The organism is Pseudomonas sp. 32_A (assembly GCF_017490905.1).
GTDB classification, from domain to species: Bacteria; Pseudomonadota; Gammaproteobacteria; order Pseudomonadales; family Pseudomonadaceae; genus Aquipseudomonas; species Aquipseudomonas inefficax.
Map to the genome: position 1 here is coordinate 37,357 of NZ_JAFGYI010000015.1, position 23,612 is coordinate 60,968.

General features: G+C 65.4%; 23 protein-coding genes. 8 read left to right on the plus strand and 15 right to left on the minus strand.

Annotated elements, in window-relative coordinates:
- Nucleotides 1-15: 15 nt before the first annotated feature.
- The gene (locus J5M58_RS11530; protein ID WP_112253285.1) at nucleotides 16-1,080 is read right to left on the minus strand and encodes an AI-2E family transporter; all 1,065 of its coding nucleotides are present in this window, start codon (nucleotides 1,078-1,080) and stop codon (nucleotides 16-18) included.
- A 133-nt stretch (nucleotides 1,081-1,213) separates the two neighbouring features.
- On the opposite strand from J5M58_RS11530, the gene yegQ reads away from it, so the two are divergent.
- The 4 genes from yegQ to J5M58_RS11550 all read left to right on the plus strand — a co-directional run bounded on the left by yegQ (nucleotide 1,214) and on the right by J5M58_RS11550 (nucleotide 4,594).
- Entirely contained in the window at nucleotides 1,214-2,548 is a 1,335-nt protein-coding gene (gene yegQ / locus J5M58_RS11535) for a tRNA 5-hydroxyuridine modification protein YegQ (RefSeq protein WP_112253286.1), read from the plus strand.
- A gap of 106 nt (nucleotides 2,549-2,654) precedes the next feature.
- Nucleotides 2,655-3,083, plus strand: coding sequence for a DUF411 domain-containing protein (locus tag J5M58_RS11540; protein WP_112253307.1), 429 nt, complete (start codon nucleotides 2,655-2,657; stop codon nucleotides 3,081-3,083).
- Nucleotides 3,083-3,520, plus strand: a complete 438-nt coding sequence (locus tag J5M58_RS11545; RefSeq protein WP_207878164.1) for a YqaA family protein — start codon at nucleotides 3,083-3,085, stop codon at nucleotides 3,518-3,520. Before J5M58_RS11540 ends, J5M58_RS11545 begins: the two co-directional genes overlap by 1 nt.
- Before the next feature lie 75 nt (nucleotides 3,521-3,595).
- The gene (locus J5M58_RS11550) at nucleotides 3,596-4,594 is read left to right on the plus strand and encodes an alpha/beta fold hydrolase (protein ID WP_112253288.1); all 999 of its coding nucleotides are present in this window, start codon (nucleotides 3,596-3,598) and stop codon (nucleotides 4,592-4,594) included.
- Nucleotides 4,595-4,625: 31 nt separating this feature from the next.
- Here the strand turns inward: J5M58_RS11550 and J5M58_RS11555 are convergent, their stop codons facing one another.
- From J5M58_RS11555 to J5M58_RS11580, 6 genes are all read right to left on the minus strand, one after another.
- Nucleotides 4,626-5,207, minus strand: coding sequence for a DinB family protein (locus J5M58_RS11555; RefSeq protein WP_207878165.1), 582 nt, complete (start codon nucleotides 5,205-5,207; stop codon nucleotides 4,626-4,628).
- Nucleotides 5,208-5,221: 14 nt separating this feature from the next.
- Entirely contained in the window at nucleotides 5,222-6,328 is a 1,107-nt protein-coding gene (zapE, locus tag J5M58_RS11560; protein ID WP_207878166.1) for a cell division protein ZapE, read from the minus strand.
- Nucleotides 6,329-6,532: 204 nt separating this feature from the next.
- On the minus strand, nucleotides 6,533-7,681 hold the full coding sequence (locus J5M58_RS11565; protein WP_207878167.1) for a PQQ-dependent sugar dehydrogenase: 1,149 nt from the start codon (nucleotides 7,679-7,681) through the stop codon (nucleotides 6,533-6,535).
- Between the two features lie 23 nt (nucleotides 7,682-7,704).
- On the minus strand, nucleotides 7,705-8,022 hold the full coding sequence (locus J5M58_RS11570; protein ID WP_207878168.1) for a hypothetical protein: 318 nt from the start codon (nucleotides 8,020-8,022) through the stop codon (nucleotides 7,705-7,707).
- A gap of 226 nt (nucleotides 8,023-8,248) precedes the next feature.
- Nucleotides 8,249-9,214: an agmatinase gene (gene speB / locus J5M58_RS11575; protein WP_112253293.1), complete on the minus strand. Its 966-nt coding sequence runs from the start codon at nucleotides 9,212-9,214 to the stop codon at nucleotides 8,249-8,251.
- A gap of 25 nt (nucleotides 9,215-9,239) precedes the next feature.
- Nucleotides 9,240-10,319 (minus strand): extracellular solute-binding protein, encoded by a 1,080-nt coding sequence (locus J5M58_RS11580; protein ID WP_207878169.1) that lies wholly within the window; start codon nucleotides 10,317-10,319, stop codon nucleotides 9,240-9,242.
- A 102-nt stretch (nucleotides 10,320-10,421) separates the two neighbouring features.
- Between J5M58_RS11580 and J5M58_RS11585 the strand changes: the two genes are divergently transcribed.
- Nucleotides 10,422-11,312 (plus strand): LysR family transcriptional regulator, encoded by an 891-nt coding sequence (locus J5M58_RS11585; RefSeq protein ID WP_112253295.1) that lies wholly within the window; start codon nucleotides 10,422-10,424, stop codon nucleotides 11,310-11,312.
- A 196-nt stretch (nucleotides 11,313-11,508) separates the two neighbouring features.
- Here the strand turns inward: J5M58_RS11585 and J5M58_RS11590 are convergent, their stop codons facing one another.
- Entirely contained in the window at nucleotides 11,509-13,935 is a 2,427-nt protein-coding gene (locus J5M58_RS11590; RefSeq protein WP_207878221.1) for a TonB-dependent receptor, read from the minus strand.
- Nucleotides 13,936-14,161: 226 nt separating this feature from the next.
- Complete coding sequence (locus J5M58_RS11595; protein ID WP_207878170.1) at nucleotides 14,162-15,283, minus strand: sigma-70 family RNA polymerase sigma factor; 1,122 nt, start codon at nucleotides 15,281-15,283, stop codon at nucleotides 14,162-14,164.
- 135 nt (nucleotides 15,284-15,418) lie between these two features.
- On the opposite strand from J5M58_RS11595, the gene J5M58_RS11600 reads away from it, so the two are divergent.
- Nucleotides 15,419-15,901, plus strand: coding sequence for an LEA type 2 family protein (locus tag J5M58_RS11600; protein ID WP_112253298.1), 483 nt, complete (start codon nucleotides 15,419-15,421; stop codon nucleotides 15,899-15,901).
- 18 nt (nucleotides 15,902-15,919) lie between these two features.
- Here the strand turns inward: J5M58_RS11600 and J5M58_RS11605 are convergent, their stop codons facing one another.
- Nucleotides 15,920-16,183, minus strand: a complete 264-nt coding sequence (locus tag J5M58_RS11605) for a hypothetical protein (protein ID WP_003256287.1) — start codon at nucleotides 16,181-16,183, stop codon at nucleotides 15,920-15,922.
- Nucleotides 16,184-16,312: 129 nt separating this feature from the next.
- On the opposite strand from J5M58_RS11605, the gene J5M58_RS11610 reads away from it, so the two are divergent.
- Nucleotides 16,313-16,633 carry a YqjD family protein gene (locus J5M58_RS11610; RefSeq protein ID WP_112253299.1) on the plus strand — a complete coding sequence of 107 codons (321 nt, stop codon included), beginning with the start codon at nucleotides 16,313-16,315 and terminating at the stop codon, nucleotides 16,631-16,633.
- A 22-nt stretch (nucleotides 16,634-16,655) separates the two neighbouring features.
- Here J5M58_RS11610 and J5M58_RS11615 read toward each other — a convergent pair whose 3' ends face one another.
- Complete coding sequence (locus J5M58_RS11615) at nucleotides 16,656-17,273, minus strand: tRNA-(ms[2]io[6]A)-hydroxylase (RefSeq protein WP_015269630.1); 618 nt, start codon at nucleotides 17,271-17,273, stop codon at nucleotides 16,656-16,658.
- Nucleotides 17,274-17,426: 153 nt separating this feature from the next.
- Here J5M58_RS11615 and J5M58_RS11620 point away from each other — a divergent pair, with 153 nt between their 5' ends.
- Nucleotides 17,427-18,290, plus strand: coding sequence for a universal stress protein (locus J5M58_RS11620; RefSeq protein WP_207878171.1), 864 nt, complete (start codon nucleotides 17,427-17,429; stop codon nucleotides 18,288-18,290).
- Nucleotides 18,291-18,433: 143 nt separating this feature from the next.
- Here J5M58_RS11620 and J5M58_RS11625 read toward each other — a convergent pair whose 3' ends face one another.
- Genes J5M58_RS11625 through J5M58_RS11640 form a run of 4 tightly spaced genes read right to left on the minus strand, consistent with a single transcriptional unit; the run spans nucleotide 18,434 to nucleotide 23,548 of the window.
- The gene (locus J5M58_RS11625) at nucleotides 18,434-18,637 is read right to left on the minus strand and encodes a formate dehydrogenase subunit delta (protein WP_112253301.1); all 204 of its coding nucleotides are present in this window, start codon (nucleotides 18,635-18,637) and stop codon (nucleotides 18,434-18,436) included.
- A complete protein-coding gene (fdhF, locus tag J5M58_RS11630) occupies nucleotides 18,634-21,516 on the minus strand; it encodes a formate dehydrogenase subunit alpha (protein ID WP_207878172.1) in 2,883 nt (960 codons plus the stop codon). Before fdhF ends, J5M58_RS11625 begins: the two co-directional genes overlap by 4 nt.
- A complete protein-coding gene (locus J5M58_RS11635; RefSeq protein ID WP_207878173.1) occupies nucleotides 21,513-23,072 on the minus strand; it encodes an NADH-quinone oxidoreductase subunit NuoF in 1,560 nt (519 codons plus the stop codon). The genes fdhF and J5M58_RS11635 overlap by 4 nt, the downstream gene beginning before the upstream one ends.
- Nucleotides 23,066-23,548, minus strand: coding sequence for a formate dehydrogenase subunit gamma (locus J5M58_RS11640; RefSeq protein WP_054572333.1), 483 nt, complete (start codon nucleotides 23,546-23,548; stop codon nucleotides 23,066-23,068). Before J5M58_RS11640 ends, J5M58_RS11635 begins: the two co-directional genes overlap by 7 nt.
- Nucleotides 23,549-23,612 lie beyond the last annotated feature (64 nt).

Consider the following 23,612-nt stretch of genomic DNA (forward strand, 5'->3'; position numbering starts at 1 on the left):
CATGAAGGCCCACCCCTACTCCGGCAACTGCACCTGGGGCTTGGTCGCCGCGAAGATCGCCCAGCTCGACACAAACAGCGCCGCGATCAACGGCCCGATCACGAAACCGTTGAGCCCGAACACCGCCAGCCCGCCCAGCGTCGACACCAGAATCAGGTAGTCCGGCATGCGCGTGTCCTTGCCCACCAAAATCGGCCGCAACAAATTGTCCACCAGGCCGATCACCAGCACGCCAAACGCGGTCAGGATCACCCCCGACAATATCGCCCCGGTCAACAGGAAATACGCCGCCACCGGTGCCCACACGATCCCTGCCCCTACCGCCGGCAGCAGCGACAGAAACGCCATCAGCACCGCCCACACCAGCGCACTCGGGATATCCAGCACCCAGAAGATGAAACCGCCCAATGCCCCCTGGGTAATGGCCACCAGCACGTTGCCTTTCACCGTCGCCCGCACCACACGGTTAAACTTCAACTGCAAACGGCGCTTCTGCTGCTCGGGCAGCGGCACTGCCAGACGCACCTGGCGGGCCACCTCCGCGCCTTCGCGCAGGAAGAAGAACAACAGGTACATCATGATGCCGAAGCTGATCACGAACTCAAACGTTCCCTGACCGAAGTTGAACGCCTGGCTGGCCAACACCTGGCTGCCCTGGGTGGCCCACTTGCTGATCTTGTCGCGCAGCCCGTCGAGGTTGCCCATGCCCATGCTGTCCAGGCCCTGCTGGGCAAACGCCGGCAGCATCTCCTTGCCGCGCTCGACATAACCGGCAATGTCCAGCTCCCCGTGCTCGATGCGCTGGTACAGGGCGGCTCCCTCCTGCACCAGCAGCGCGCTGGTGATGATCACCGGCAGGATCGCCACCAGCAGGCACACCAGCAAGGTGGTCGCTGCGGCCAGGTTGCGCCGGCGGCCGAAACGCAGCAGCAGGTGGCGCTGCAGCGGGGCGAACAGGATGCCGAGTATCACCGCCCAGAAGATCGCACCGTAGTACGGCAGCAGGATCCAGATGAAAGCTATGGTCACCAGCGCCAGCAGTACTGCCAGGGCTTTGTTCTGCAGGGCGGTCTGGTTCATTGCGGGTCCTCGCATGGCTTATGCGTTATTAGTGCACCGCACCTGGGCAAAAGTGCCGCCATTCCCTTGATGCAAATCAATACGCGCCGTGTCTGCCAACCCTAGCATCCGCGCCTTTCGCTCCGGTGCGCACATGACCCTTATCGCCAAGCCCGAACTGCTGGCCCCCGCCGGCACCCTCAAGACCATGCGCTACGCCTTCGCGTATGGCGCCGACGCGGTCTACGCCGGCCAGCCACGCTACAGCTTGCGGGTGCGCAACAACGAGTTCGACCATGCCAACCTGGCCCTGGGCATCCAGGAGGCGCATGCCTTGGGCAAGCGCTTCTACGTGGTGGTCAACATTGCCCCGCACAATGCCAAGCTCAAGACCTTCCTCAAGGACCTGGCACCAGTGATCGAGATGGCACCGGACGCGCTGATCATGTCCGACCCAGGCCTGATCATGCTGGTACGCCAGCACTTCCCGCAGATGCCGGTGCACCTGTCGGTGCAGGCCAACACGGTCAACTGGGCCAGCGTGCAGTTCTGGCAGCAACTGGGCCTGAGCCGGGTGATCCTGTCGCGCGAGCTGTCGCTCGAAGAGATCGAGGAAATCCGCCAGCAGGTGCCGGACATGGAGCTGGAGGTGTTCGTTCACGGTGCCCTGTGCATGGCCTACTCCGGCCGTTGCCTGCTGTCGGGCTACCTCAACAAGCGTGATGCCAATCAGGGCACCTGCACCAACGCCTGCCGCTGGAAGTATGACGCCACCCCGGCCACCGAGAACGCCAACGGCGACATCGTGCGCGAAGTGCAGCCGACCCTGGGCCTGGGCGCCCCCACCGAGCAGGTATTCCTGCTGCAGGAAAGCAACCGCCCCGGTACCGAAATGCCGGCGTTCGAAGACGAGCACGGCACCTACATCATGAATGCCAAGGATCTTCGCGCCATCCAGCACGTCGGGCGCCTGGCGGCCATGGGCGTGCACTCGCTGAAAATCGAAGGCCGCACCAAGTCGCACTTCTACTGCTCCCGTACCGTGCAGTCATACCGCCAGGCGATCGACGACGCGGTGGCCGGGCGGCCATTCGACCGCGCCCTGATGGACAACCTCGAATCCCTGGCCCAACGCGGTTACACCGAAGGCTTCCTGCGCCGCCACGTGCACGACGAATACCAGAACTACCAGCGCGGCAACTCGGTGTCCGAGCGCCAGCAGTTCGTTGGCGAACTGACCGGGGTGCGCGTCGACGGCCTGGCCGAGGTCAAGGTGAAAAACCGCTTCGCCGTGGGTGACCACCTGGAGCTGATGACCCCGCGCGGCAACTACCACTTCGACCTGCACCGCCTGTGCGACCGCCAGCAGCAGGCCATCGAGGTGGCTCCGGGTGACGGCCACGTGGTGTACCTGCCGATTCCGGAGCAGGTCACGCTCGACTACGCCTTGCTGATGCGCGACCTCGGCACCGACGAGGCGGCCAGCTGACAAACCTGTAATGTGCGCCTCAGGTACCTGACAGGTGCCAGCGGCGAACATCGTGCAAGCCGCTTACGCTATGCTGCTGAACTACCGCTGGAAGGAGTGCTTCACCATGCTGCGCAAACACTTGCTGACCCTGGGCCTGCTGGCCGTCACTGGCCTGGCCCAGGCCGCCGAGACCATCGACGTCTACCGCGACCCCAACTGCGGATGCTGCAAGGCCTGGATCAGCCACTTGCGCGACAACGGTTTCACCGTGAACGACCATGTCGAGCCGAACATGAGCGAGGTGAAGCAACGCCTGGGCGTGGCGCCACGCCTGGCGTCGTGCCATACCGGGATGATCGACGGCAAGTTCGTCGAAGGCCACGTGCCGGCCGAGCAGGTGCGCCTGCTGGCCAAGCGCAACGACCTCAAGGGCCTGGCCGTGCCGGGCATGCCCATGGGCTCGCCCGGCATGGAAATGGGTGACCACAAGGATGCCTACCAGGTCATCGGCGTGACCCAGGACGGCAAGGACACCGTGGTCGCCAACTACTGATGCTCAGCCTTTGGGCGCTGTTCCTCAGCGCCTTCGGTGCCGCCACCCTGCTACCGCTGCAATCGGAGGCCGTGCTGGTCGGCCTTTTGCTGCGCCAGCCCGAAGCCTGGACCACCCTGCTGCTGGTGGCTACCCTGGGCAATGTGCTGGGCTCGGTGCTCAACTGGGTGCTGGGGCGGGCCATCGAGCACCTGCGCGACAAGCGCTGGTTCCCGTTCAGCCCTGCCCAGCTAGAGCGCGCGCAACAGCGCTACCAGCGCTGGGGGCAATGGTCGCTGCTGCTCAGCTGGATGCCGGTGATCGGCGACCCGCTGACGCTGATCGCGGGCATCATGCGTGAGCCGTTCTGGCGCTTCCTGCTGCTGGTGACCCTGGCCAAGGCCGGCCGTTATGGGGTGCTGGCGATGATTACCCTGGGCTGGTTTCACGCCTGGTAACACCTTTCACGTTCCGCGTGGTCCACTGGCTGTTACAGTCGCCCCTTCCTACATGGCCCTACACGGAGTGCCCCCATGCTGCGCGCAACCGCCCTGGCCCTGGCCTGCCTCGCCGGCAGTTCGGCCATCGCTGCCGAATCGCCCACCTATGGCCCCCAGCTAGAGGGCTTCAGCTACCCGCATCCGCTCAAGCATTTCGACTTCAAGACCCAGGGCCAGGCCCTGCAGATGGGCTATATGGACGTACCCGCCCAGGGCCAGGCCAACGGCCACAGCGTGGTGCTGATGCACGGCAAGAACTTCTGCGCCGCCACCTGGGAAACCACCATCGATGCCCTGAGCAAGGCCGGCTACCGGGTCATCGCCCCCGACCAGGTCGGCTTCTGCAGCTCCAGCAAACCAGCCCATTACCAGTACAGCTTCCAGCAACTGGCGAGCAACACCCATGCCCTGCTCGAACAACTGGGCGTGAAGCAAAGCATCGTGCTTGGCCACTCCACCGGCGGCATGCTCGCCACCCGCTATGCGCTGATGTACCCGCAGCAGGTAGAGCGCCTGGCGATGGTCAACCCCATCGGGCTGGAAGACTGGAAAGCCCTGGGCGTGCCCTACCGCACGGTGGACCAGTGGTATGCGCGCGAACTCAAGCTGGATGCCGAAGGCGTGCGCGAGTATGAGCGCAAGACCTACTACGCCGGGCGCTGGAAGCCGGAGTACGAGCGCTGGGTGCAGATGCTGGTGGGCCTGAACAAGGGGCCAGGGCATGAAGCGGTGGCGTGGAACTCGGCGCTGATCTACGACATGATCTTCACCCAGCCGGTGTACCACGAATTCAAGGACCTGCAGATGCCCACCCTGCTGCTGATCGGTGACCAGGACACCACGGCCATCGGCAGTGATATCGCGCCGCCAGAGGTGAAAGCGAAGCTGGGCAAGTATGCAGAGCTGGGGCCGCAGGTGGCCAAGCTGATTCCCAAGGGTGAGCTGATTACCTTTGAAGGCATGGGGCATGCGCCGCAGATCGAGGAGCCGGTGCGGTTCAACCGTACGCTGGTGGAGTGGTTGGGCAAGTGAGCCAATAGGCGGGGGGCCGCTTTACGGCCCCCTACACTTTCCAGACCTGCTCCTCTGTCCAGCCCAGCTCGGCAAAGTCCACCGCCCGCAACCCTGCCTCTTCTTCACAGAAAAACTCATCCAGCTGCGGCGGCCTCACTGCCGTGTCACTGAGCATCGCATGCACCTGCCCACGGTGATGCACCTGGTGCTCGAACAGGTGCGCCAACAGCCGCAGCCGTTGCTCGCGCTGCACCCGCTCGGGGCGCACGATGCTCACATAGCGCCCCAGTTCACCATCGCGCAGGCCGCGACAATAGGCGATCAGCCGGTGGTCGGCCTGGGCCTGTTCGGCATGCAGGTCGGTGCAGGTGGCAAACGGTTGTTCCGGCTCGAAGAAGCCCTCGCCGTCGGCGTCGGGCCGCTCGCCACGCTGCTCGCACTCGAGCATGTGCAGGTAGAACCAGTCCACCGTCAGCAAGTGGTTGAGGGTAGCTTTGATCGAGGGGAAAAAGCTGCAGCGGGGTGCGACGAATTCGTCCTGGGTCAGTTGCAGGCAGGCCTTGTACAGCCGGTGGTTGGCCCAGCCATTGTTGTAGGCCTGGGTCAGCAGATGATGCGACAACGGCTCCATGGTTCGGCTCCTTTTCAGGCGAAGCGTTGCAGTTGCATCTCCCGTAGCCGGCTCAGGGTCCGTTGGTACGGGAACGCCAGATACCCTTGAGTGTAGAGGGCATCCAGCGGTACCTGGGCCTCCAGGTACAACGCCACCCGCCGGTCGTAGCATTCGTCGACCAGGGCAATGAAGCGGCGCACCGCGTCGTCCTTGGGCGACAGCACCGGCAGCTCGCGGTCGCCCGCCACCACCCGCGCCGCAGCATCCTCGGTGCCCCGGGCAATGCGCCCGGCCCGCTGCTCCCCACCCAGCGTCGGAATGCCCGACACCAGAATGGCCGGGAACCGGTCGCACAGGGCCATGAACTCCATGGCTGCCAGCGGCTGCTCGCACAGGTCGGTGAAGCGGCACCAGATGGCCTGCGCGCTGCGCCGCACCACCTGCACCTGCCGGGAGCCGATCGCCAAGGGCTGGTCTTGGCCTGCATCGCCGGGGCTGAGCTGGCGGAACACCTCGTCCAGCTGGCTGGCCTGCCCCGCTTGCGCCACCCAGTAACGCTGGCGCTCGGCGCCGGGGTGCAGGCGGTGGTCCTGCTCGCCGGCTACCGGCAGCACCTGCATGTGCCGCTGGATGGCGGCAATGGCCGGCAGGAAACGCTCGCGGTTGAAGCCGTCGCGGTACAGCTGCTCGGGTGGCTGATTGGACGTGGCGACGATCACCACGCCTTGGTCGAACAATACCTGGAACAGGCGGCCGAGGATGATCGCGTCACCGATGTCGTTGACGAACAGTTCGTCGAAGCACAGCACGCGAATCTGCCCGGCCAGTTCCCCGGCCAGCGCCAGCAGCGGGTCGGCAGTGCCGTTGAGCTGAAACAGGCGCTGGTGGACCCAGGCCATGAAGTGGTGGAAGTGCTGGCGCCGGCTGGGTACCCGCAGGCAGCGGTGAAACTGGTCCATCAGCCAGGTCTTGCCCCGGCCGACCGGGCCCCACAGGTAGATACCCTGGGTTGGGCGGCCCTGTTCGAGGGCCTGGAAGCAGACCTGCAAGGCCTCGACAGCGCAGGCCTGGGCAGGGTCGGCGACATAGCCCTGGGTGGTCAGGGCCTGCTGGTAGAGGGAGTGGGGATCGATAGCCATGCGGCATTCTACACGGCTGACACACCGCGGACCTTGTGGGAACAACGGTATTACCCAAATTCAAAAGGCTGCGGCGATCCCTGTGGGAGCGGGCGTGCCCGCGAACACGGGCGAAGCCCGTGCCATCCACCGCGGCGCCTGCTTCGCGGCGGTTCGACGCCTCGACACGCCCGCTCCCACAGGGGCCGCGTACAACAGTGGTGATCAAGCGTCGCCCAGGCCTACCTTGAGCAGCGCGCCGTCCTTGTCATCGGTCAGCACATACAGGTAACCATCCGGCCCCACCCGCACATCGCGGATACGCGACTTCAACTCACCCAGCAAACGCTCTTCATGCACCACCTTGTCGCCATCCAGCTGCAGGCGGATCAGCTCCTGGGTGGCCAGCGCGCCAATGAACAGGTTGTGGCCCCAGGCCTTGAACGTGGGGCTGTCGTAGAAGGCCATGCCGCTGATACCCGGCGACTTCTCCCACACATGGTGCGGGTCGACCATACCCTGCACATGCTTGCCCTTGGCCTCGGGGATCGGCAGAAGCGAGTAGTTGATGCCGTGGGTCGCAACCGGCCAGCCGTAGTTCTTCCCGGGCTCGGGAATGTTGATCTCGTCGCCACCGCGCGGGCCGTGTTCGTGGGTCCACAGCTTGCCGGTCCACGGGTTGAGTGCGGCGCCTTGCTGGTTGCGGTGGCCGAACGACCAGATCTCCGGCCGTACGTTGTCCTTGCCGACGAAGGGGTTGTCCCTGGGCACTTCGCCGTCCGGCAAAATACGCACGATCTTGCCTTGCAGCTTGTCCAGGTCCTGGGCAGTCGGGCGCTGGTTGTTCTCGCCGAGGGCGATGAACAGGTAACCGTCGCGGTCGAACACCAGGCGCGAGCCGAAGTGGTTGCCCTCCGACAGCTTGGGCTGCTGGCGGAAAATGACGTTGAAGTTTTCCAGCCGGGCGCGGTCCTGGGACAACTGGCCACGGCCGACCGCCGTGCCAGCCTTGCCGTCACTGCCCTCTTCGGCGTAGGACAGGTACACGGTACGGTCCTTGGCGAACTCCGGCGACAGCACCACATCCAGCAGGCCGCCCTGGCCCTCGGCCCAGACCTTGGGCACACCGCTGATCGGTGGGCCGACCTTGCCTTCGGCATTGACCACCCGCAAGTTGCCGGCGCGCTCGGTGACCAGCATGTCCTTGCCACCCGGCAGGAACGCCAAAGCCCAGGGGTTGCGCAGGCCGTCGGCCACTGTGCTGACGGTCAAGGTGCCTTCTTCACTGCGCAGCTGCTGTTCGGCCGCCGCCTGCGCCAGCAGGGGCAGGAGTGCGGCGGCGGTCAGGGTTACAAGCCAGGGTGCTCGAAGCATGCAGGATTCCTTTCGTAGGGCGCTCATGGCGCGCGCGGGTTGTCGCGAGGTGGTCGGGTGGGCTCCAGGCTCGGGGTTTGCTGCTGGCGGCGCAGGTTGTCGCCGTTGCCAATGCCGCGGTTGTCCAGGGTGGGCGTGCGCTGGTATGGGTCGGTGGATGGGCCGCGCACGGGAGGTGCGGCCGGCATGCTGCCCTGGCGGCTGTTGGGGTTGGCGCGCTGGATCGGGCTGTTATAGGGGTTGTTGTTGCCGGCGGCGAGTTGCACGGGCAGCTCCGGGGCTGCTTGCGCGGGCAACCACAGCACCAGGCCGAGGGCCAGGATGGGCAATGTCGGGGTCATGCTTCACCTCCTGTACGAGAATGCCGCGCCTGGTGGGTTTGATAGCCTAAGGCGCGAAGGGTTCGCGGCAAAAGTGTGAATGCGGGTGGAGATGATTCCTGATGTTTCAGTATGGGCCCTGGGGGCTGCTTTGCAGCCCATCGCGACACAAGGCCGCTCCTACAGGGGTATGCGATTACCTGTAGGAGCGGCCTTGTGTCGCGATGGGCTGCAAAGCGGCCCCAGGTTACTGGCCCTTGTCCACCTTGTGCCGCGCCGCATACAGGCACAGCATTTCCATCGCCAGGGTGGCCCCCGCCAGCGCGGTGATATCGGCATGGTCATAGGCTGGCGCCACCTCCACCAGGTCCATGCCCACCAGGTTGATGCCGCGCAGCCCGCCGAGGATCTCCAGCGCCTGCACCGTGCTCAGCCCGCCGCACACCGGTGTGCCGGTACCGGGCGCATAGGCCGGATCGAGGCAGTCGATATCGAAGGTCAGGTACACCGGCCGCTCGCCCACCCGCTGGCGAATCGCCGCGATCACCGCCTCGGTGCCCTGCCGATGCACCTGGCGGGCGTCGAGGATGGCAAAGCCCTGGCTGTCGTCATTGGTGGTGCGCAGGCCGATCTGCACCGAGCTGGCCGGGTCCACCAGGCCTTCGCGGGCCGCATGCCAGAACATGGTGCCGTGGTCGATGCGCTTGCCTTCCTCGTCCGGCCAGGTGTCGCTGTGCGCATCGAAGTGGATCAGCGCCAGCGGGCCATGGCGGCGGGCATGGGCCTTGAGCAGCGGGTAGCTGATGAAATGGTCGCCGCCCAGGGTGAGCATGGCGCAGCCTGCTTCCAGAATATGCGTGGCATGGGCCTCGATGCTGTCCGGTACTGACTGCGGGGTGCCGCTGTCGAAGGCGCAATCGCCATAGTCGATCACCGCCAGGTGGTCGAACGGGTCGAACGCCCACGGCCAGTGCCGGGCCCAGGCCTGCTGCACCGAGGCGGCGCGAATCGCCCGTGGGCCGAAGCGCGCACCGGGGCGGTTGCTGGTGGCAGTATCGAACGGCACACCGCTGACCACCACATCGACACCACGCAGGTCGCGGCTGTAACGGCGGCGGGAGAAACTGGTAATGCCTGCGTAGGTACTTTCCGCAGCGGTGCCATAAAGGCTGTCGCGGGTGATGGCCTGGTCGTTGTTTGCGGCTTGCTCCACGGTCGGGCTCCTTTGTCGTTATTGGTTACTGGCGGCTGCGGAACGCGGTCCACAGGCGGTTGCGCTGGCGCAGGTCGGCCAGGGCCATGCTGCGGTCGGCATACAGGCGCTGGCGTACTGCGGCCGACGGGTAGATGTCCGGGTCGTTGCGTACCGCTTCGTCCACCAACGGCGTGGCCGCCTGGTTGGCGTTGGCGAAGAACAGCGTGTTGGTCAGCGCGGCCACCGACTCGGGCTTGAGCATGAAGGCGATGAACGCCCGCGCGGCCTCGGGGTGCGGGGCGTCCTTGGGAATGACCAGGTTGTCCTGCCACACCAGCGTGCCTTCGCGGGGGATGCGGTAGATCAGCTCGAACGGTTTGCCGGCACGGCGCGCCTGGTCGGCGGCCATCGCCGCATCGCCGTTGTAGGTCAGCGCCAGGCACACGCTACCGTTTGCCAGGTCGCTGATCTGCCGGCCATTGGCGACGTAGCTGATCGACGGCTGCAGCTGGCTCAGCAGGTTCTGCGCGGCGGCCAGGTCGTCCTTGTCTTGGCTGTAAGGGTCCTTGCCCAGGTAGTTCAGGGCCACGCCGATCACCTCCTGGGGCGAGTCGGGCATGGCGATGCCGCAGTCCTTCAGCCGGCTGGCGTACTCAGGCTTGAACAGCAGGTCGAGGCTGCCCAGCGGCACATCCCCCAGGCGTTGGCGCACAGCCTCCACATTCACCCCCAGGCCCAAGGTGCCCCAGGTGTAGGGCACGGCATGGCGGTTGCCGGGGTCGGCCTCGGCGAGCTTGGCCAGCAGGTCCTTGTCGAGGTTGGCATAGCCGGGCATGGCCTGGGGGTCGAGCGGCTGCAGGGCGTTGGCCTTGAGCGCCCGGGCCAGCACCGCCGACGACGGCACCACCACGTCATAGCCGCTGCCACCGGTCAGCAGCTTGGTTTCCAGCACTTCGGTGGTATCGAAGGTGTCGTAGCGCACCTTGTAGCCGGTTTCCTGCTCGAAGCGCTGGAGAGTTTGCGGGGCGACATAGTCGGCCCAGCTGTAGAGGTTGACGACCTTTTCTTCGGCCTGCAGCGGCAAGGCCAGGACCAGGGACAGCAGGCACAACGATCGACGCATGGCGGACACCTCGGCAAATGGGTGGATGCCGCGAGCATGCCAGCCGGGTTACATTGCTGAAATGGCAAGTTTGCAAAGCTGACATTCATCAGGAGCAATGTAATGCTCGGACAAGTGCATGACCCCGACCTGCACCTGCTGCGGCTGTTCGTCACTGTAGTCGAGGCCGGTGGCTTCAGCGCCGCGCAAGGGGTGCTGGGCCTGAGCCAGCCCACCATCAGTCAGCGCATGGCGCAGCTGGAAGCGCGGCTGGGTTACCGCCTGTGCAGTCGCGGCAAGGGCGGTTTTCACCTGACGGAGAAAGGCACGTTGTTGCTGGACGCCGCCCGTGGCTTGTTGCTGAACATCGAACAGTTTCGCCAGCAGGCCAATGGCGTTGCCGGGCGGCTGCTGGGGACCGTGCGCCTAGGCATGGCGGAGAACCAGGACAAGGCGGTGAGCCTGAAGCTGGCGGCGGCCATTGCCGCGTTTCGCAGGCGCGAGGAGGCGGTGCAGCTGGAGCTGATCAGTGCGCCGCCGGCGGAGCTGGAGCGGTTGTTGCTGGAGCAGCGGTTGGATTACGCCATCAGCTACTTTTCCGGCAACCAGGCAGCCTTCGATTACCAGCCGCTGTTCGAGGAACGGCAACGGCTGTATTGCGGCAAGGGCCATGTGCTGTTCGGTGAGGCTGGCGTTGGGCGGGAGCGGTTGTCGGCGATGGACCAGGTGCGCCATCCGTACCGGTTTTTAAAGGGCGGCGAGCCGTTCCAGAGCCAGCGCAGCATGGCGGTGGCGGAGCAGATCGAGAGCGTGCTGACGTTCATTCTGTCGGGGCGGCATATTGGTTATCTGCCGTGCCACTGCGCGCAAGCGTGGGAGGCTGAGGGGCTGCTGTGGGCGCTGAACCCTGGGCTGGACTTCGTGGTGCCGTTTACCCTGGCCAGGCACCGGGCGCAGGTGGTTGGCGAGGCACAGCAGGCGTTTGCGCAGGATTTACTGGCGGCGTTTGCCTGACCGGGCCTCTTCGCGGGTAAACCCGCTCCCACAGGGACCGCGACTTCCTCAGGCATGTGCGGTCTCTGTAGGAGCGGCCTTGTGCCGCGAAAGGGCCGCAAAGCGGCCCCGGCAATATGTGCTGCAAAGCTGAAATCCTGGGGGCGCTTCGCACCCCTTTCGCGACACAAGGCCGCTCCCACAGAACCGCGCAGGCTCAGTAAGCCATGCTCCAGGTCAGGGTGTAGGTACGCCCGCGCCCCTGGTAGTCATACAGGTACGCCGGCCCGTAGGTCGGCGAGTAGAACAGCGTCGCACGCTGCCCCCAGACCGTGCTGTACTGCTTGTCCAGCAGGTTCTGGATGCCGGCGCTGAAAGTACCGAAGCCGGTGTCCTGGCTGCCCAGCAGGTCGAAGGTGGTGTAGCCGTCGATCTCGTGGTCGGCATCGTCCTTCAGGCTGAAGGCATGGTTGGCCTGCAGCCGTGCACTGCGGCCATCGCCCTTCCAGCCGACGAACGCGGTAGCCTTCGACAACGAGGCATAGCGGGCATCGCGCTTGATCCAGCCGCCATCAGCATCTTCTTCCTCGGAGCGGGTCAGGTGCAGGGTGCCACCAGCTTCCCAGCCGGTCTGGAAGTGCCGGGTCAGTGCGCCTTCGAAACCGAAGTCACGGCTCTTCTGATCTTCCACATTGATGGTCAGCGTCTGCGAGTCGACGTTGATGATCTTGTCCGACCAGATGTAGTACAGCGCCGCCTGGGCATCCCAGTCCAGGTCGGCATAGCGCCAGCCCAGTTCCACCTGGCGGCTCTTGATGCCGGCCAGCGGGTTGTCGGCCACGCTCAGCCCGGGCTTGCCGTAGTACTTGGCCGGATCGGGCAGGTCGAAGCCTTCGCCGTAGTTGGTCCATACCTGGTGGCCATTCTTGAAGTCGTAGATGGCACCGACGTTGAACAGGTTGACCTGGTAATCGTTGCTGCCGCCCGGCACACCCTTGAAGTCGCTGACGTCCACATCCATCTGCTGGCGCCTGGCGCCGCCGGACAGGGTCAGGTTATCGGTGGCATGCCAGTCCAGCTGGGCGTATACCGACACGCCATCGACCCGGTAGCTGGGGTAGCGTGCGGCCTTGCTGTCCTTTTCCAGCTCCAGGCCACCCGACTCGGACGAAGTCTGGGCGTTGAAGGTGGTCTGCTCGGCGTTGAAGCGCTCGCGGTCCAGGTCGACGCCGTAGGTCAGCTTCAGCGCGTCCCACTGCTTGGCGAACAGGCCCTTGAGGCTGGTGACTTCGAAGTTCTGCTGCGAGGCGGCAAAGTACACCCCGCGCGAACCGGTGGGCGTGGCGCGGTTGTAGTACGGGAACGGGTAGAAGTTGTCGTCTTCCTTGCGGTACGAGGCCTGCAGGTAGAAGTCCTGGCCCAGCACGTCGGTGTGGTGGTAGTTGGCGTTCAGCAGCAGGCGCCGGGTGCGTGGCTCCAGGTCCGACGAGTAGCCACTGCGCAGTTCGGCATCTTCCAGGTCGGATGGGGCGTTGTAGTTCAGGTTGGGGAAGTAGATGCCGGTACTGCCGTGGTTGCCCGAGTCATAGTACTGGGCCAGCAGGTCGAGGCTCTGCTGGTCGTTCAGCTGCATCCCCAAGGTGCCGAGTACGTCGATGGTGCGGTTGTACTGCAGGTCGGTCTGGGTGTTGTCGATGAAGATCTGGTCGCCGGCGCCATCGTAGAAGGCTTCGTTCTGCTCGCCGGAAACCCCCAGCCGGGCGTTGAACCGCTCGTTGCCGCCACTGATCGACTGGGCGAAGCGGGTGGCCAGGTCGTCGCTGTTGTTGAAGCCGCTGCTGGCACCGAGCTGGGTCTCGAAGCGCGCCGGGCCGGGTTCGCCCTTCTTGGTCACGATGTTGATGATGCCGCCGGTGGCGCCGCCACCGTAGATGGCGCTGGCGCCAGACAGCACTTCGACGCGTTCGACGTTGAACGGCGAAATGCTGTCGAACTGGCGTGACAGGCCGCGCGAGCTGTTCTGGCTGACCCCGTCGATCATCACCAGCACGTTGCGCCCGCGCATGTTCTGGCCGTAGTTGGTACGCCCTTCCGGCGCCAGGTCGAGGCCTGGCACCAGCTTGCCGATGGCTTCCTTCAGGCTGACGCCGCTGTCGATCTGCTCGCGCAGCTGCTGCTGGTCGACCACCCACACGGTGCCGGGGATTTCGCTGATCGCGGTGCTGGTGCGCGAGGCCACGCTGACCTCGATCGGCTTGAGGTTGACCGCCTGCGGCGCGGGGTCGACCTTGCGCAGGGTTACCGTGCGGGCATCGCTGAATTGCCAGCTCATGCCGCTGCCGGCCAGCAACTGCTGCAGGGCCTGCTCGATGCTGTAGCTGCCTTGCAAGGCCGGGCTGGCCTGGCCGGCGACATCGCCGGTGGTGTACAGCAGGTGCAGGCCGGCCTGGTCGGCGAACGAGGTCAGGGCCTGATCCAGCGGCTGGGCCGGCAGGTCGAGCTGGACCTGGCGGGCCTGGGTCTGCGCCTGTTCGGTGGCGGGCGAGGCAAACGCCTGCAGCGGACCGACCAGCATGGCCAGGGCACTGCAGGACATCAGGGCATGGTGAAGCGGACCGCGGCGGCGGTGCAAAGGCTTGAGCATCAGAGGCACGAATGAGCTTCCTGACAAGTCGTAAATGAGAATTGGTTGCTGATCAGTCCCACTACGACGATCTGGCTGGCAGGAACTTGCAGTGCAAGATAAAAAAATTTTCTTGTGCCGGCCTTTTCGCGGCTGAAGCCGCTCCCACAGGAATCTCCACAGACTTCCAGACCTGTGCAGTATCTGTGGGAGCGGCTTCAGCCGCGAAGAGGCCGGCACAGGCGAATCAATGAACCACGGCCAACCACGGCAGGTAGGTCACCTTCAGCCCATAGCGCTGCTCGAGGGTGCGCAACAGGGCCTCAGGTTCATCGAGGTCGAATACCCCGCTCACCTCCATCGCCGCCAGCTTGCCATCCGACAGCACGATCCGCCCATGCCGATAACGCTCCAGCTCCGCCAGCACCTGCCCCAGCGGCTTACCGTTGAAGATCAGCTTGCCGCGCTGCCAGGCCAACTGCGTGCCGGCATCGGCCGTTATTGCCAGTTCATGCGCGCCAACCTTGGCTTCGCCACGAGCCAATACCACGCTGCCATCGCGACGCACGCTGAAGGTGGCCGCGCTCCCCTGCACCCGCTCACCAGCCGTATCGACCACAAAGGGCCGTGAATCATCGGTGGTCTCGAACAAGGCCTCACCAGCCTCCAACACCACCCGCCGCTCATCGTCGCTGAACACCACGCTCAGGGCACTGGCACTGTTCAGCGTCACCCGGGTGCCATCGGCCAGGGTGATCACCTGTCGCTCGCCGACCCCGGTGTGGTAATCCGCCAGCAGCACCGGCGCCTGCTGCCAACCCGCCACAGCAACGGCCAACACCAGTGCAGCCGCCACCCCAGCCTGTTTCAGCCAGTTACGGCAATGGCGCAAGGCCTGGCCGATGTATTTTGCCACCATGCTCTCGGAAACCCCCAGGCGCTGCGCGATCTGCGCCTGGGTCAGGCCGTCGACGCGGTTGAGCAACAGCGCCTGGCGGGCATTGTCGGACAGCTGCAGCAGCGCCTGGTCGAGGATCTGCAGGCGCTCCCGGGCCAGCAAGGCCGCCTCGGGGGCCGGTGCCGGGCAGGCGACCTCACCTGCCCGCTCGCTGTCGTCGTGGCTGGCGGCAATGCGCTGCTCGCGGCGCAAGGCATCGATCGCCAGGTTGCCGGCGACGCGGAAGATGAAACTGCGCGCGTGTAACACCGGCACCGCCTGCTGGTCGATGCTCACCAGCCTGAGGTAGGTTTCCTGCGCGACGTCGGCAGCGCGCTGGCGGTCGCTCATGCGCCGGGTCAGGAACTGCAGCAGGTCGTCGTAGTGCTCCTGGAAACTTGCCAGCAAGCCCGGCGCGGGAGAGGTCAGCATGGGTTTGGGAACGGCCAGTAGGAGAAGTTATCGGGCGTTAATGAGAAACAGTATCTTTCATCTGGAAGGAGACTTTCAACGCCGACGCGTATTTGCCACACTGCCCATTCGCCCAATCTTGCAAGGTCGCTCCCCATGGCTGCCCGTCTGCACCGCTACGCCCGCCTGTTTCTGGTCCTGCTGCTGGCCTTCGGCCTGGGAGGCTGTGCGCTGTTCCAGGCACGCGACCCGGTCAATATCAGCGTGATCGGTATCGAGCCGCTGCCCGGGCAGGAGCTGGAACTGCGCATGGCGGTGAAGATGCGGGTACAAAACCCCAACGAGGCGCCGATCGACTACAACGGCATCGCCCTGAACCTGGAAGTGAACGGCCAGCCGCTGGCTGCCGGGGTCAGCGACCAGCAGGGGCACATCGGCCGTTATGGCGAAGCAGTGGTCGTGGTGCCGGTGAGCATCACGGCGTTTTCCTTCCTGCGCCAGGCCTATGGGCTGGGCCAGGCGGGCTCGTTGCAAGGCCTGCCCTATGTGCTGCGCGGCAAGCTGGCCGGCGGGCTGCTGGGGACCGTGCGTTTTACCGACGAGGGCAAGCTGGACCTGCCCAAGGGCACTTACTGGTAAGCGCCTGGCAGAGTGAGATCAGCGGCTGGCGCTGGCTGCGGCCATCAGCTTGTTGACTTCGCTGCGCACCATGTTGGCATATTCGGGCGGCGACATGCCATCCAGCTCGGCACGCACCCACTCGGCCCATTTGCCTTTGCGCCGTGGTTTTTCGGCGATCAGCCGCGCCGCTTCGCCCTTGGCCTTGCCCAGGTTGTTCTGCCACAGTTCGAACAGCCGGGCCTTCTCTGCCTCGATCTGCGCCCGTTCCTCGAAGCTCATGTTGGCCAGATTGAAACTCATGAAGGTACCTGCAAGTTTGAAAATGGCCGCTATCTTACACCCAGGTATTGCAACAGCCCAAAGCCGCCGCAACTTTCCCGACGCGCCGGCATCCATTGTTCAAGCCACACCATCGACGAGGACGAGTTCATGGCCCGGAAAAAAGCCGCGCTGGCCGACAGCGATCAGATCAAGGACCAGGTATTCAGCGAACTGCAGGCGCTGATCGAAGAATCGGAAAGGCTGCTGAACGACAGCGCCGCCCTGGTGGGTGACGAGGCGGAAACCCTGCGCGCGCAGGTAAGCCTCAAGCTACGCCAGGCGCGCCATGCCGCCGACAAGGTGCGCAGCAAGGCGCAACCGGTGATGGACGCTACCCAGGACTACATCGGTGGCCACCCGTGGCAGACCGTGGCCATTTCCGCAGGCCTCGGGCTGGTGGTCGGCCTGCTGCTGGGCCGCCGCCACTGACACCTGGGCCGCCTGGCGCGAGTCAGGCGGCCTGCGCCATCGGGATACCGCTGTGGAAGCGCAGCTCCTGGTCCGGTGACTGAATCAGTTCCACCTCTGCTGCGCGCACCAGTTCCACCCGGCGGGCGATATCTGCCTCTTCACCGTAGTTGTGCGCCAGTTTCAGGTAACCCTGGTAGTGGCGCGCTTCGCTCTTCAGCAGGCCGTGGTAGAAGCGGCCCAGCTCCTCGTCCAGGTGCGGTACCAGCGCGGCAAAGCGCTCGCAGCTGCGCGCCTCGATGAACGCCCCCACCACCAGCGTATCCACCAGCTTGACCGGCTCGTGGGCGCGCACCAGCCGCCGCAGCCCCGACGCATAACGCCCCGCCGACACCGGGCGCAGCGGCACGCCACGACGCTTCATCAGGCGCAGCACCTGCTCGTGGTGCACCAGCTCCTCGCGGGCAAGGCGCGACATCATGTTGATCAGGTCGAGGTGGGTGTTGTACTTGGCGATCAGGCTCAGGGCGGTGCTGGCAGCCTTGAATTCGCAGTTCTTGTGGTCGATCAGCAGGGTTTCCTGGTCGGCGAGCGCCGCTTCGATCCAGGCGTCTGGTGTCGGGCAACCAAGAAAGGCGTCGATTTCGGGGATCAGGGACATGACGTGCAACCACACAGGACAGGCAGGGCCGGCGATTATACCGGCGGCGGCGGGCGGCGCCAGTGACTATGCTTGATGTACATCAAGCGCCAGCGGGGGAAGCGCCGACTATAGTCAGGCATTGGTCGCCACCTTTGAAGGGAGCTAACGCCCATGCAAGCCGTCCGCAGCATCCTCGTCGTCCTCGACCCAGAGCACGCCCACAGCCGGGCGCTGACCCGGGCCAAGCTGATCGCCGGCCTCACCGGCGCCCGCCTGCACCTGCTGATGTGCGACAAAAGGCACGATCACAGCGCGCTGCTGAGCCTGCTGAGCAGCCAACTGCATGATGATGGCTATGACAACGTTACCCATGAACAGGCCTGGCATGACACCTTGCATGAATCCATCATCGCTGTGCAGCAGGCCGAGGGCTGCGAGTTGGTGATCAAGGAACACCGCCCGGACAACCCGCTGAAAAAGGCCCTGCTCACCCCCAGCGACTGGAAGCTGCTGCGCCAGTGCCCGTGTGCCGTGCTGATGGTCAAGAGCGAGCGGCCGTGGACCGGCGGCAAGGTCCTGGCCGCGGTGGATGTCGGCAACCAGGATGAGGACCACCGCCGCCTGCATGCCAGCATCATCGACCATGGTTTCGAGATTGCCGAACTGGCCAAGGGTGAGTTGCACGTCATCAGCGCCCATCCGTCGCCGATGCTGTCGGCATCGGACCCGGTGTACCAGCTGAGCGAGACCATCGAAAAGCGCTACCGCGAGGCTTGCAAGGCGTTCCAGGCAGAGTACGACATCAGCGAAGACCGCCTGCATGTGGCCGAAGGGCCTGCGGATGTGCTGATTCCGCATACCGAGAAGAAGCTGGACGCGGTGGTGACGGTGATCGGCACGGTGTGCCGCACGGGGATTTCCGGGGCGTTGATTGGTAATACCTCGGAGGTGGTGCTGGATGCGCTGGAAGGGGATGTGCTGGTGCTCAAGAGCGAGGAGGCAATTGCCCACCTGGCGGAATTGGCCCGCGGTTGAGTTTGCCTTCCTCAGGAGGACACATGATTCCTTGAAATTGCAGGGCCCCTGTGGGAGCGGGTTTACCCGCGAAAGCGGCGGTGAGTCCAACGACGCATTCGCGGGTAAACCCGCTCCCACAGGAGATTTCTTACAAGAAATCTCTAGGCCAACGCCTCTTGGACCTTCGGGTCCAGCCCTTCTCCTGCATTGGCCTCGATCCATTGCGCCAGCTGCCGACGCATCGCCGGCGTCCAGAAGCTCTGCAGATGCTGGCGTACCCCTTGCACCGCCAGCGCCCGGTCTGGCTCGCTGTCGAAGTAATGGGCAATCTGGTTGGCCATCTTGACCAGGCTCTCACTGCTCATCGGCGCACCTCGGCTTTTTCCGCAATACGGCGCTCCTTCAGCAAGCGCTGCTGCTCGTCACTGAAGTCCTGATAGCGCTTCTGCCACTGCGAAGGCTGGAACACTTTCACCACCTCCACCGCCGTCACCTTGTACTCCGGGCAGTTGGTGGCCCAGTCGGAGTTGTCGGTGGTAATCACGTTGGCCCCCGACTCGGGGAAGTGGAACGTGGTGTACACCACGCCCGGCGCTACCCGTGCACTGACCTTGGCGCGCAGCACCGTCTGCCCGGCGCGGCTGCCGATACCGACCCAGTCACCGTCCTGGATGCCACGGCTCTCGGCATCGGTCGGGTGAATTTCCAGGCGGTCGGCGTCATGCCAGGCAACGTTGCCGGTACGCCGGGTCTGGGCGCCGACGTTGTACTGGCTGAGGATGCGGCCGGTGGTCAGCAGCAGCGGGTAGCGGTTGTTGACCTTCTCTTCGGTGGGCACGTAGCCGGTGAGCATGAAGCGCCCCTTGCCACGTACGAACTGGTCGATGTGCATGGTCGGCGTGCCATCCGGCGCTGCGTCGTTACACGGCCACTGCAGGCTGCCGTGGCGGTCGATCTCGGCGTAGCTGACGCGGTGGAAGGTAGGCGTCAGGCGGGCGATCTCGTCCATGATCTCGGACGGGTGGCGGTAGTTCATCGGGTACCCCAGGGCATTGGCCAGGGCCACGGTCGCCTCCCAGTCAGCCTTGCCAGCCAGCGGCTCCATCACCTTGCGCACCCGCGAAATGCGCCGCTCGGCGTTGGTGAAGGTGCCGTCTTTTTCGAGGAACGAGCTGCCCGGCAGGAACACATGGGCGAACTTGGCTGTTTCGTTGAGGAAGATGTCCTGCACCACCACGCACTCCATGGCCAGCAGGGCTGCGGTGACGTGCTGGGTGTTGGGGTCGCTCTGGGCAATGTCCTCGCCCTGGCAGTACAAGGCCTTGAAGCTGCCATCCAGCGCCGCCTCGAACATGTTGGGGATGCGCAGGCCCGGGTCGGGCTGCAGGGTCACGCCCCAGGCACGCTCGAACTCGGCGCGCACGCCTTCGTTGGAAATGTGCCGGTAGCCAGGCAGTTCGTGAGGGAACGAGCCCATGTCGCACGAGCCCTGCACGTTGTTCTGCCCGCGCAGCGGGTTCACCCCTACCCCTTCACGGCCGATGTTGCCGGTGGCCATGGCCAGGTTGGCGATGCCCATCACCGCGGTGCTGCCCTGGCTGTGCTCGGTCACGCCCAGGCCGTAGTAGATCGCCGCGTTGCCGCCGGTGGCGTACAGCCGGGCGGCGGCGCGGATCTGCTCGGCAGGCACGCCGCAGACCGGGCCAAGCACTTCGGGGGCGTTTTCCGCCAGGCTGACGAAGTCGCGCCAGCGGGCAAAATCCTCGGTTTCGCAGCGGGCATCGATGAAGCGCTGGGCCAGCAGGCCTTCGGTGACGATCACGTGGGCCAGGGCATTGAGCATGGCCACGTTGGTGCCGGGGCGCAGTTGCAGGTGCAGCTCGGCGCGGGCGTGCGGCGAATCGACCAGGTCGATGCGCCGCGGGTCGATCACGATCAGCCGCGCACCCTGACGCAGGCGGCGCTTGAGCTGCGAGCCGAATACCGGGTGGGCGTCGGTGGGGTTGGCGCCGATCACCAGCACCACGTCGGCCTGCATCACCGAGTCGAAGCTCTGCGTACCAGCCGATTCACCCAGGGTCTGCTTCAGGCCATAGCCAGTGGGCGAGTGGCAAACCCGCGCGCAGGTGTCGACGTTGTTGTTGCCGAACGCCGTGCGCACCAGTTTCTGCACCAGGTAGGCTTCTTCGTTGGTGCAGCGGCTGGAGGTGATGCCGCCGATGGAATCGCGACCGTACTTCAGCTGGATGCGGCGGAACTCGCTGGCGGCGTAGGTTACCGCCTCGTCCCAGCTGACTTCCTGCCACGGGTCTTCCAGGCGCTTGCGGATCATCGGCTTGGTGATGCGGTCCGGGTGGGTGGCGTAGCCCCAGGCGAAGCGGCCCTTGACGCAGGCGTGGCCGTGGTTGGCGCCGCCGTTCTTGTCGGGGACCATGCGCACCAACTGGTCGCCCTTCATTTCGGCACGGAACGAGCAGCCGACGCCGCAGTAGGCGCAGGTGGTGATGACCGCACGCTCGGGCTGGCCCAGCTGCACCAGGCTCTTTTCCGTCAGGGTCGCGGTCGGGCAAGCCTGTACGCAGGCGCCGCACGACACGCATTCCGAGGCAAGGAAGTTTTCCCCACCCGCCGCCGCTACGCGCGATTCGAAGCCGCGCCCGGTGATAGTCAGGGCGAAGGTGCCCTGGATGTCCTCGCAGGCGCGCACGCAGCGGCTGCAGACGATGCACTTGCTTGGCTCGTAGTCGAAATACGGGTTGGATACGTCCTTCTTCTCGGCCAGGTGGTTGGCACCGTCATAGCCGTAGCGAACCTCGCGCAGGCCCACCTGGCCGGCCACGGTCTGCAGCTCGCAGTTGCCGTTGGCCGAACAGGTCAGGCAGTCCAGCGGGTGGTCGGAGATATACAGCTCCATCACGTTGCGGCGCAAACCGGCCAGGCGCGGGGTTTCGGTGTGCACCACCATGCCTTCGCTGACCGGGGTGGTGCAGGAGGCCGGGTAACCGCGCATGCCTTCGATTTCCACCATGCACATGCGGCAAGAGCCGAAGGCTTCGAGGCTGTCGGTGGCGCACAGTTTGGGGATGCTGGTACCGAGCATGGCTGCAGCGCGCATCACCGATGTGCCGGCGGGCACAGTGATGGCACGGCCATCGATGCTCAGGCTGACCTGTACCTCGCTGTCACGGGCCGGGGTGCCGAGGTCGCTGCTTTTATCAGAAGCGGGGTCGAAGAAATTGATCACTGCGCGGCCTCCGTGTGGGTCAGCCCGAAATCGGCGGGGAAGTACTTCAACGCGCTGGCCACCGGATAGGCAGTCATGCCGCCCATGGCGCACAGCGAGCCGTACTGCATGGTGTCGCACAGGTCACGCAGCAACAGCGCGTGGTCGTGGCGTTCGGTCATGTCGCTGGTGGCGATCAACCGGTCGACCACTTCCATGCCTCGGGTCGAGCCGATGCGGCACGGGGTGCACTTGCCACAGGACTCCTCGGCACAGAACTGCAGGGCGAAGCGCGCCATGCTGGCCATGTTCAAGGTGTCATCGGCCACTACCACACCACCATGGCCGAGCATCGCGCCCATGGCGGCGAAGGCTTCATAGTCCAACGGCGTGTCGAAGTGGCTTGGCGGTACCCAGGCACCCAGTGGGCCACCAACCTGCGCAGCCTTCAGCGGCCGGCCGCTGGCCGTGCCGCCGCCATAGCCTTCCACCAACTCGCGCAGGGTCAGGCCGAAGGCGCGCTCCACCAGGCCGCCCTGACGGATGTTGCCGGCCAGCTGGAACGGCATGGTGCCCAGCGAGCGGCCCATGCCGAAGTCGCGATAAAACGCCGCGCCCTTGGCCATGATGATGGGAACCGAGGCCAGGGTGAGCACGTTGTGCACCAGCGTCGGCAGGCCGAACAGGCCCTGCAGCGCAGGCAGCGGAGGCTTGGCGCGGACGATGCCGCGCTTGCCTTCGATGGATTCGAGCAGCGCGGTTTCTTCGCCGCAGATATAGGCGCCGGCGCCGACCCGCACTTCCAGGTCGAAGGCCTGGCCGCTGCCGGCCACGTCGCTGCCGAGGTAGCCGGCGTCACGGGCGATGGCGAATGCTTGGTCGAGCACGCGGATGGCGTCTGGGTACTCCGAACGCACATAGATGTAGCCCTTGTCGGCACCCACGGCGAGGCCGGCAATGATCATGCCTTCGATCAGCAGGAACGGGTCGCCTTCCATCAGCATGCGGTCGGCAAAGGTACCGGAGTCACCCTCGTCGGCGTTGCACACCACGTACTTCTGCCCGGCTCCGGCGTCACGCACGGTGCGCCACTTGATGCCAGCCGGGAACGCCGCACCACCGCGGCCGCGCAAGCCGGAATCGAGCACGGCGGCGACCACCTCGGCGCCGTCCATGGCCACGGCCGCTTCAAGGCCGGCGAAACCGCCATGGGCGCGGTAGTCGTCCAGCGACAATGGGCGGGTGATACCGGCGCGGGCGAACAGCAGGCGCTGCTGGGTCTTGAGGTAAGGGAGGTCTTCGACCGGCCCCAGCGCCAGCGAGTGGCCATCGGCTTCACTGGCGAGGGCGTCGAGCAAGGACGGCACATCTTCCGGGGTGACCGGGCCGAAACCCAGGCGCCCTTGCGCGCTGTCGCACTCCAGCAGCGGCTCCAGCCAGTACAGCCCGCGGGAACTGGTGCGCTGGATGTCCAGCGGCAGCTGACGGCGCTCGGCCTCCCGCTGCAAGGCATCGGCGACCTGGTCGGCGCCGACGGCGCGGGCTACAGAGTCGCAGGGGATATACAGCTTCAGCATGCTGCGTCCTCCTGGCAGGCGTTGACCAGCGCGCGCAGGCGCTCAGGGGTAAGGCGCGCATGCACCTGGCCGTCCAGTTCCAGCGCTGGCGAGCAGGCACAAGCCCCCAGGCAGTACACCGGGCGCAGGCTGATGGCGCCGTCGGCGCTGGTGCCGTGGTCGTCCAGCGCCAGCTGTTCGCGCAGCTGTGCGGCCAGCGCCTCGGCGCCCCGGCTCTGGCACGACTCGGCGCGGCACAGGCGCAGGGTGTGGCGCGCCGGTGGCGTGGTGCGGAAATCGTGGTAGAAGCTGATCACCCCACGCACCTCGGCCAGGCTGAGGTTCAGGGCATGGGCAATTTCGGCGACAGCGGCATCGGGGATGTAGCCGATGTCGTGCTGGATGGCATGCAGGATCGGCAACAGCGCGCCGGGGGTATCCTTGTCACGGGCCAGAATGCGGTGGATCACAGGCAGGTGGAGCAATTCATCAGGCATACAGCGGACCTCGGCATCACGGACCCTGCCTGAATTGTTGTGAGGGCAGGTATCCGGCGTGTTC

What these genes read in the sequence shown, in the direction of transcription:
- J5M58_RS11530 (WP_112253285.1), bottom strand. Translation starts at nt 1,080, where the DNA reads ATGAACCAGACCGCCCTGCAGAACAAAGCCCTGGCAGTACTGCTGGCG.
- yegQ (WP_112253286.1), top strand. Translation starts at nt 1,214, where the DNA reads ATGACCCTTATCGCCAAGCCCGAACTGCTGGCCCCCGCCGGCACCCTC.
- J5M58_RS11540 (WP_112253307.1), top strand. Translation starts at nt 2,655, where the DNA reads ATGCTGCGCAAACACTTGCTGACCCTGGGCCTGCTGGCCGTCACTGGC.
- J5M58_RS11545 (WP_207878164.1), top strand. Translation starts at nt 3,083, where the DNA reads ATGCTCAGCCTTTGGGCGCTGTTCCTCAGCGCCTTCGGTGCCGCCACC.
- J5M58_RS11550 (WP_112253288.1), top strand. Translation starts at nt 3,596, where the DNA reads ATGCTGCGCGCAACCGCCCTGGCCCTGGCCTGCCTCGCCGGCAGTTCG.
- J5M58_RS11555 (WP_207878165.1), bottom strand. Translation starts at nt 5,207, where the DNA reads ATGGAGCCGTTGTCGCATCATCTGCTGACCCAGGCCTACAACAATGGC.
- zapE (WP_207878166.1), bottom strand. Translation starts at nt 6,328, where the DNA reads ATGGCTATCGATCCCCACTCCCTCTACCAGCAGGCCCTGACCACCCAG.
- J5M58_RS11565 (WP_207878167.1), bottom strand. Translation starts at nt 7,681, where the DNA reads ATGCTTCGAGCACCCTGGCTTGTAACCCTGACCGCCGCCGCACTCCTG.
- J5M58_RS11570 (WP_207878168.1), bottom strand. Translation starts at nt 8,022, where the DNA reads ATGACCCCGACATTGCCCATCCTGGCCCTCGGCCTGGTGCTGTGGTTG.
- J5M58_RS11580 (WP_207878169.1), bottom strand. Translation starts at nt 10,319, where the DNA reads ATGCGTCGATCGTTGTGCCTGCTGTCCCTGGTCCTGGCCTTGCCGCTG.
- J5M58_RS11585 (WP_112253295.1), top strand. Translation starts at nt 10,422, where the DNA reads ATGCTCGGACAAGTGCATGACCCCGACCTGCACCTGCTGCGGCTGTTC.
- J5M58_RS11590 (WP_207878221.1), bottom strand. Translation starts at nt 13,935, where the DNA reads ATGCTCAAGCCTTTGCACCGCCGCCGCGGTCCGCTTCACCATGCCCTG.
- J5M58_RS11595 (WP_207878170.1), bottom strand. Translation starts at nt 15,283, where the DNA reads ATGCTGACCTCTCCCGCGCCGGGCTTGCTGGCAAGTTTCCAGGAGCAC.
- J5M58_RS11600 (WP_112253298.1), top strand. Translation starts at nt 15,419, where the DNA reads ATGGCTGCCCGTCTGCACCGCTACGCCCGCCTGTTTCTGGTCCTGCTG.
- J5M58_RS11605 (WP_003256287.1), bottom strand. Translation starts at nt 16,183, where the DNA reads ATGAGTTTCAATCTGGCCAACATGAGCTTCGAGGAACGGGCGCAGATC.
- J5M58_RS11610 (WP_112253299.1), top strand. Translation starts at nt 16,313, where the DNA reads ATGGCCCGGAAAAAAGCCGCGCTGGCCGACAGCGATCAGATCAAGGAC.
- J5M58_RS11615 (WP_015269630.1), bottom strand. Translation starts at nt 17,273, where the DNA reads ATGTCCCTGATCCCCGAAATCGACGCCTTTCTTGGTTGCCCGACACCA.
- J5M58_RS11620 (WP_207878171.1), top strand. Translation starts at nt 17,427, where the DNA reads ATGCAAGCCGTCCGCAGCATCCTCGTCGTCCTCGACCCAGAGCACGCC.
- J5M58_RS11625 (WP_112253301.1), bottom strand. Translation starts at nt 18,637, where the DNA reads ATGAGCAGTGAGAGCCTGGTCAAGATGGCCAACCAGATTGCCCATTAC.
- J5M58_RS11635 (WP_207878173.1), bottom strand. Translation starts at nt 23,072, where the DNA reads ATGCTGAAGCTGTATATCCCCTGCGACTCTGTAGCCCGCGCCGTCGGC.
- J5M58_RS11640 (WP_054572333.1), bottom strand. Translation starts at nt 23,548, where the DNA reads ATGCCTGATGAATTGCTCCACCTGCCTGTGATCCACCGCATTCTGGCC.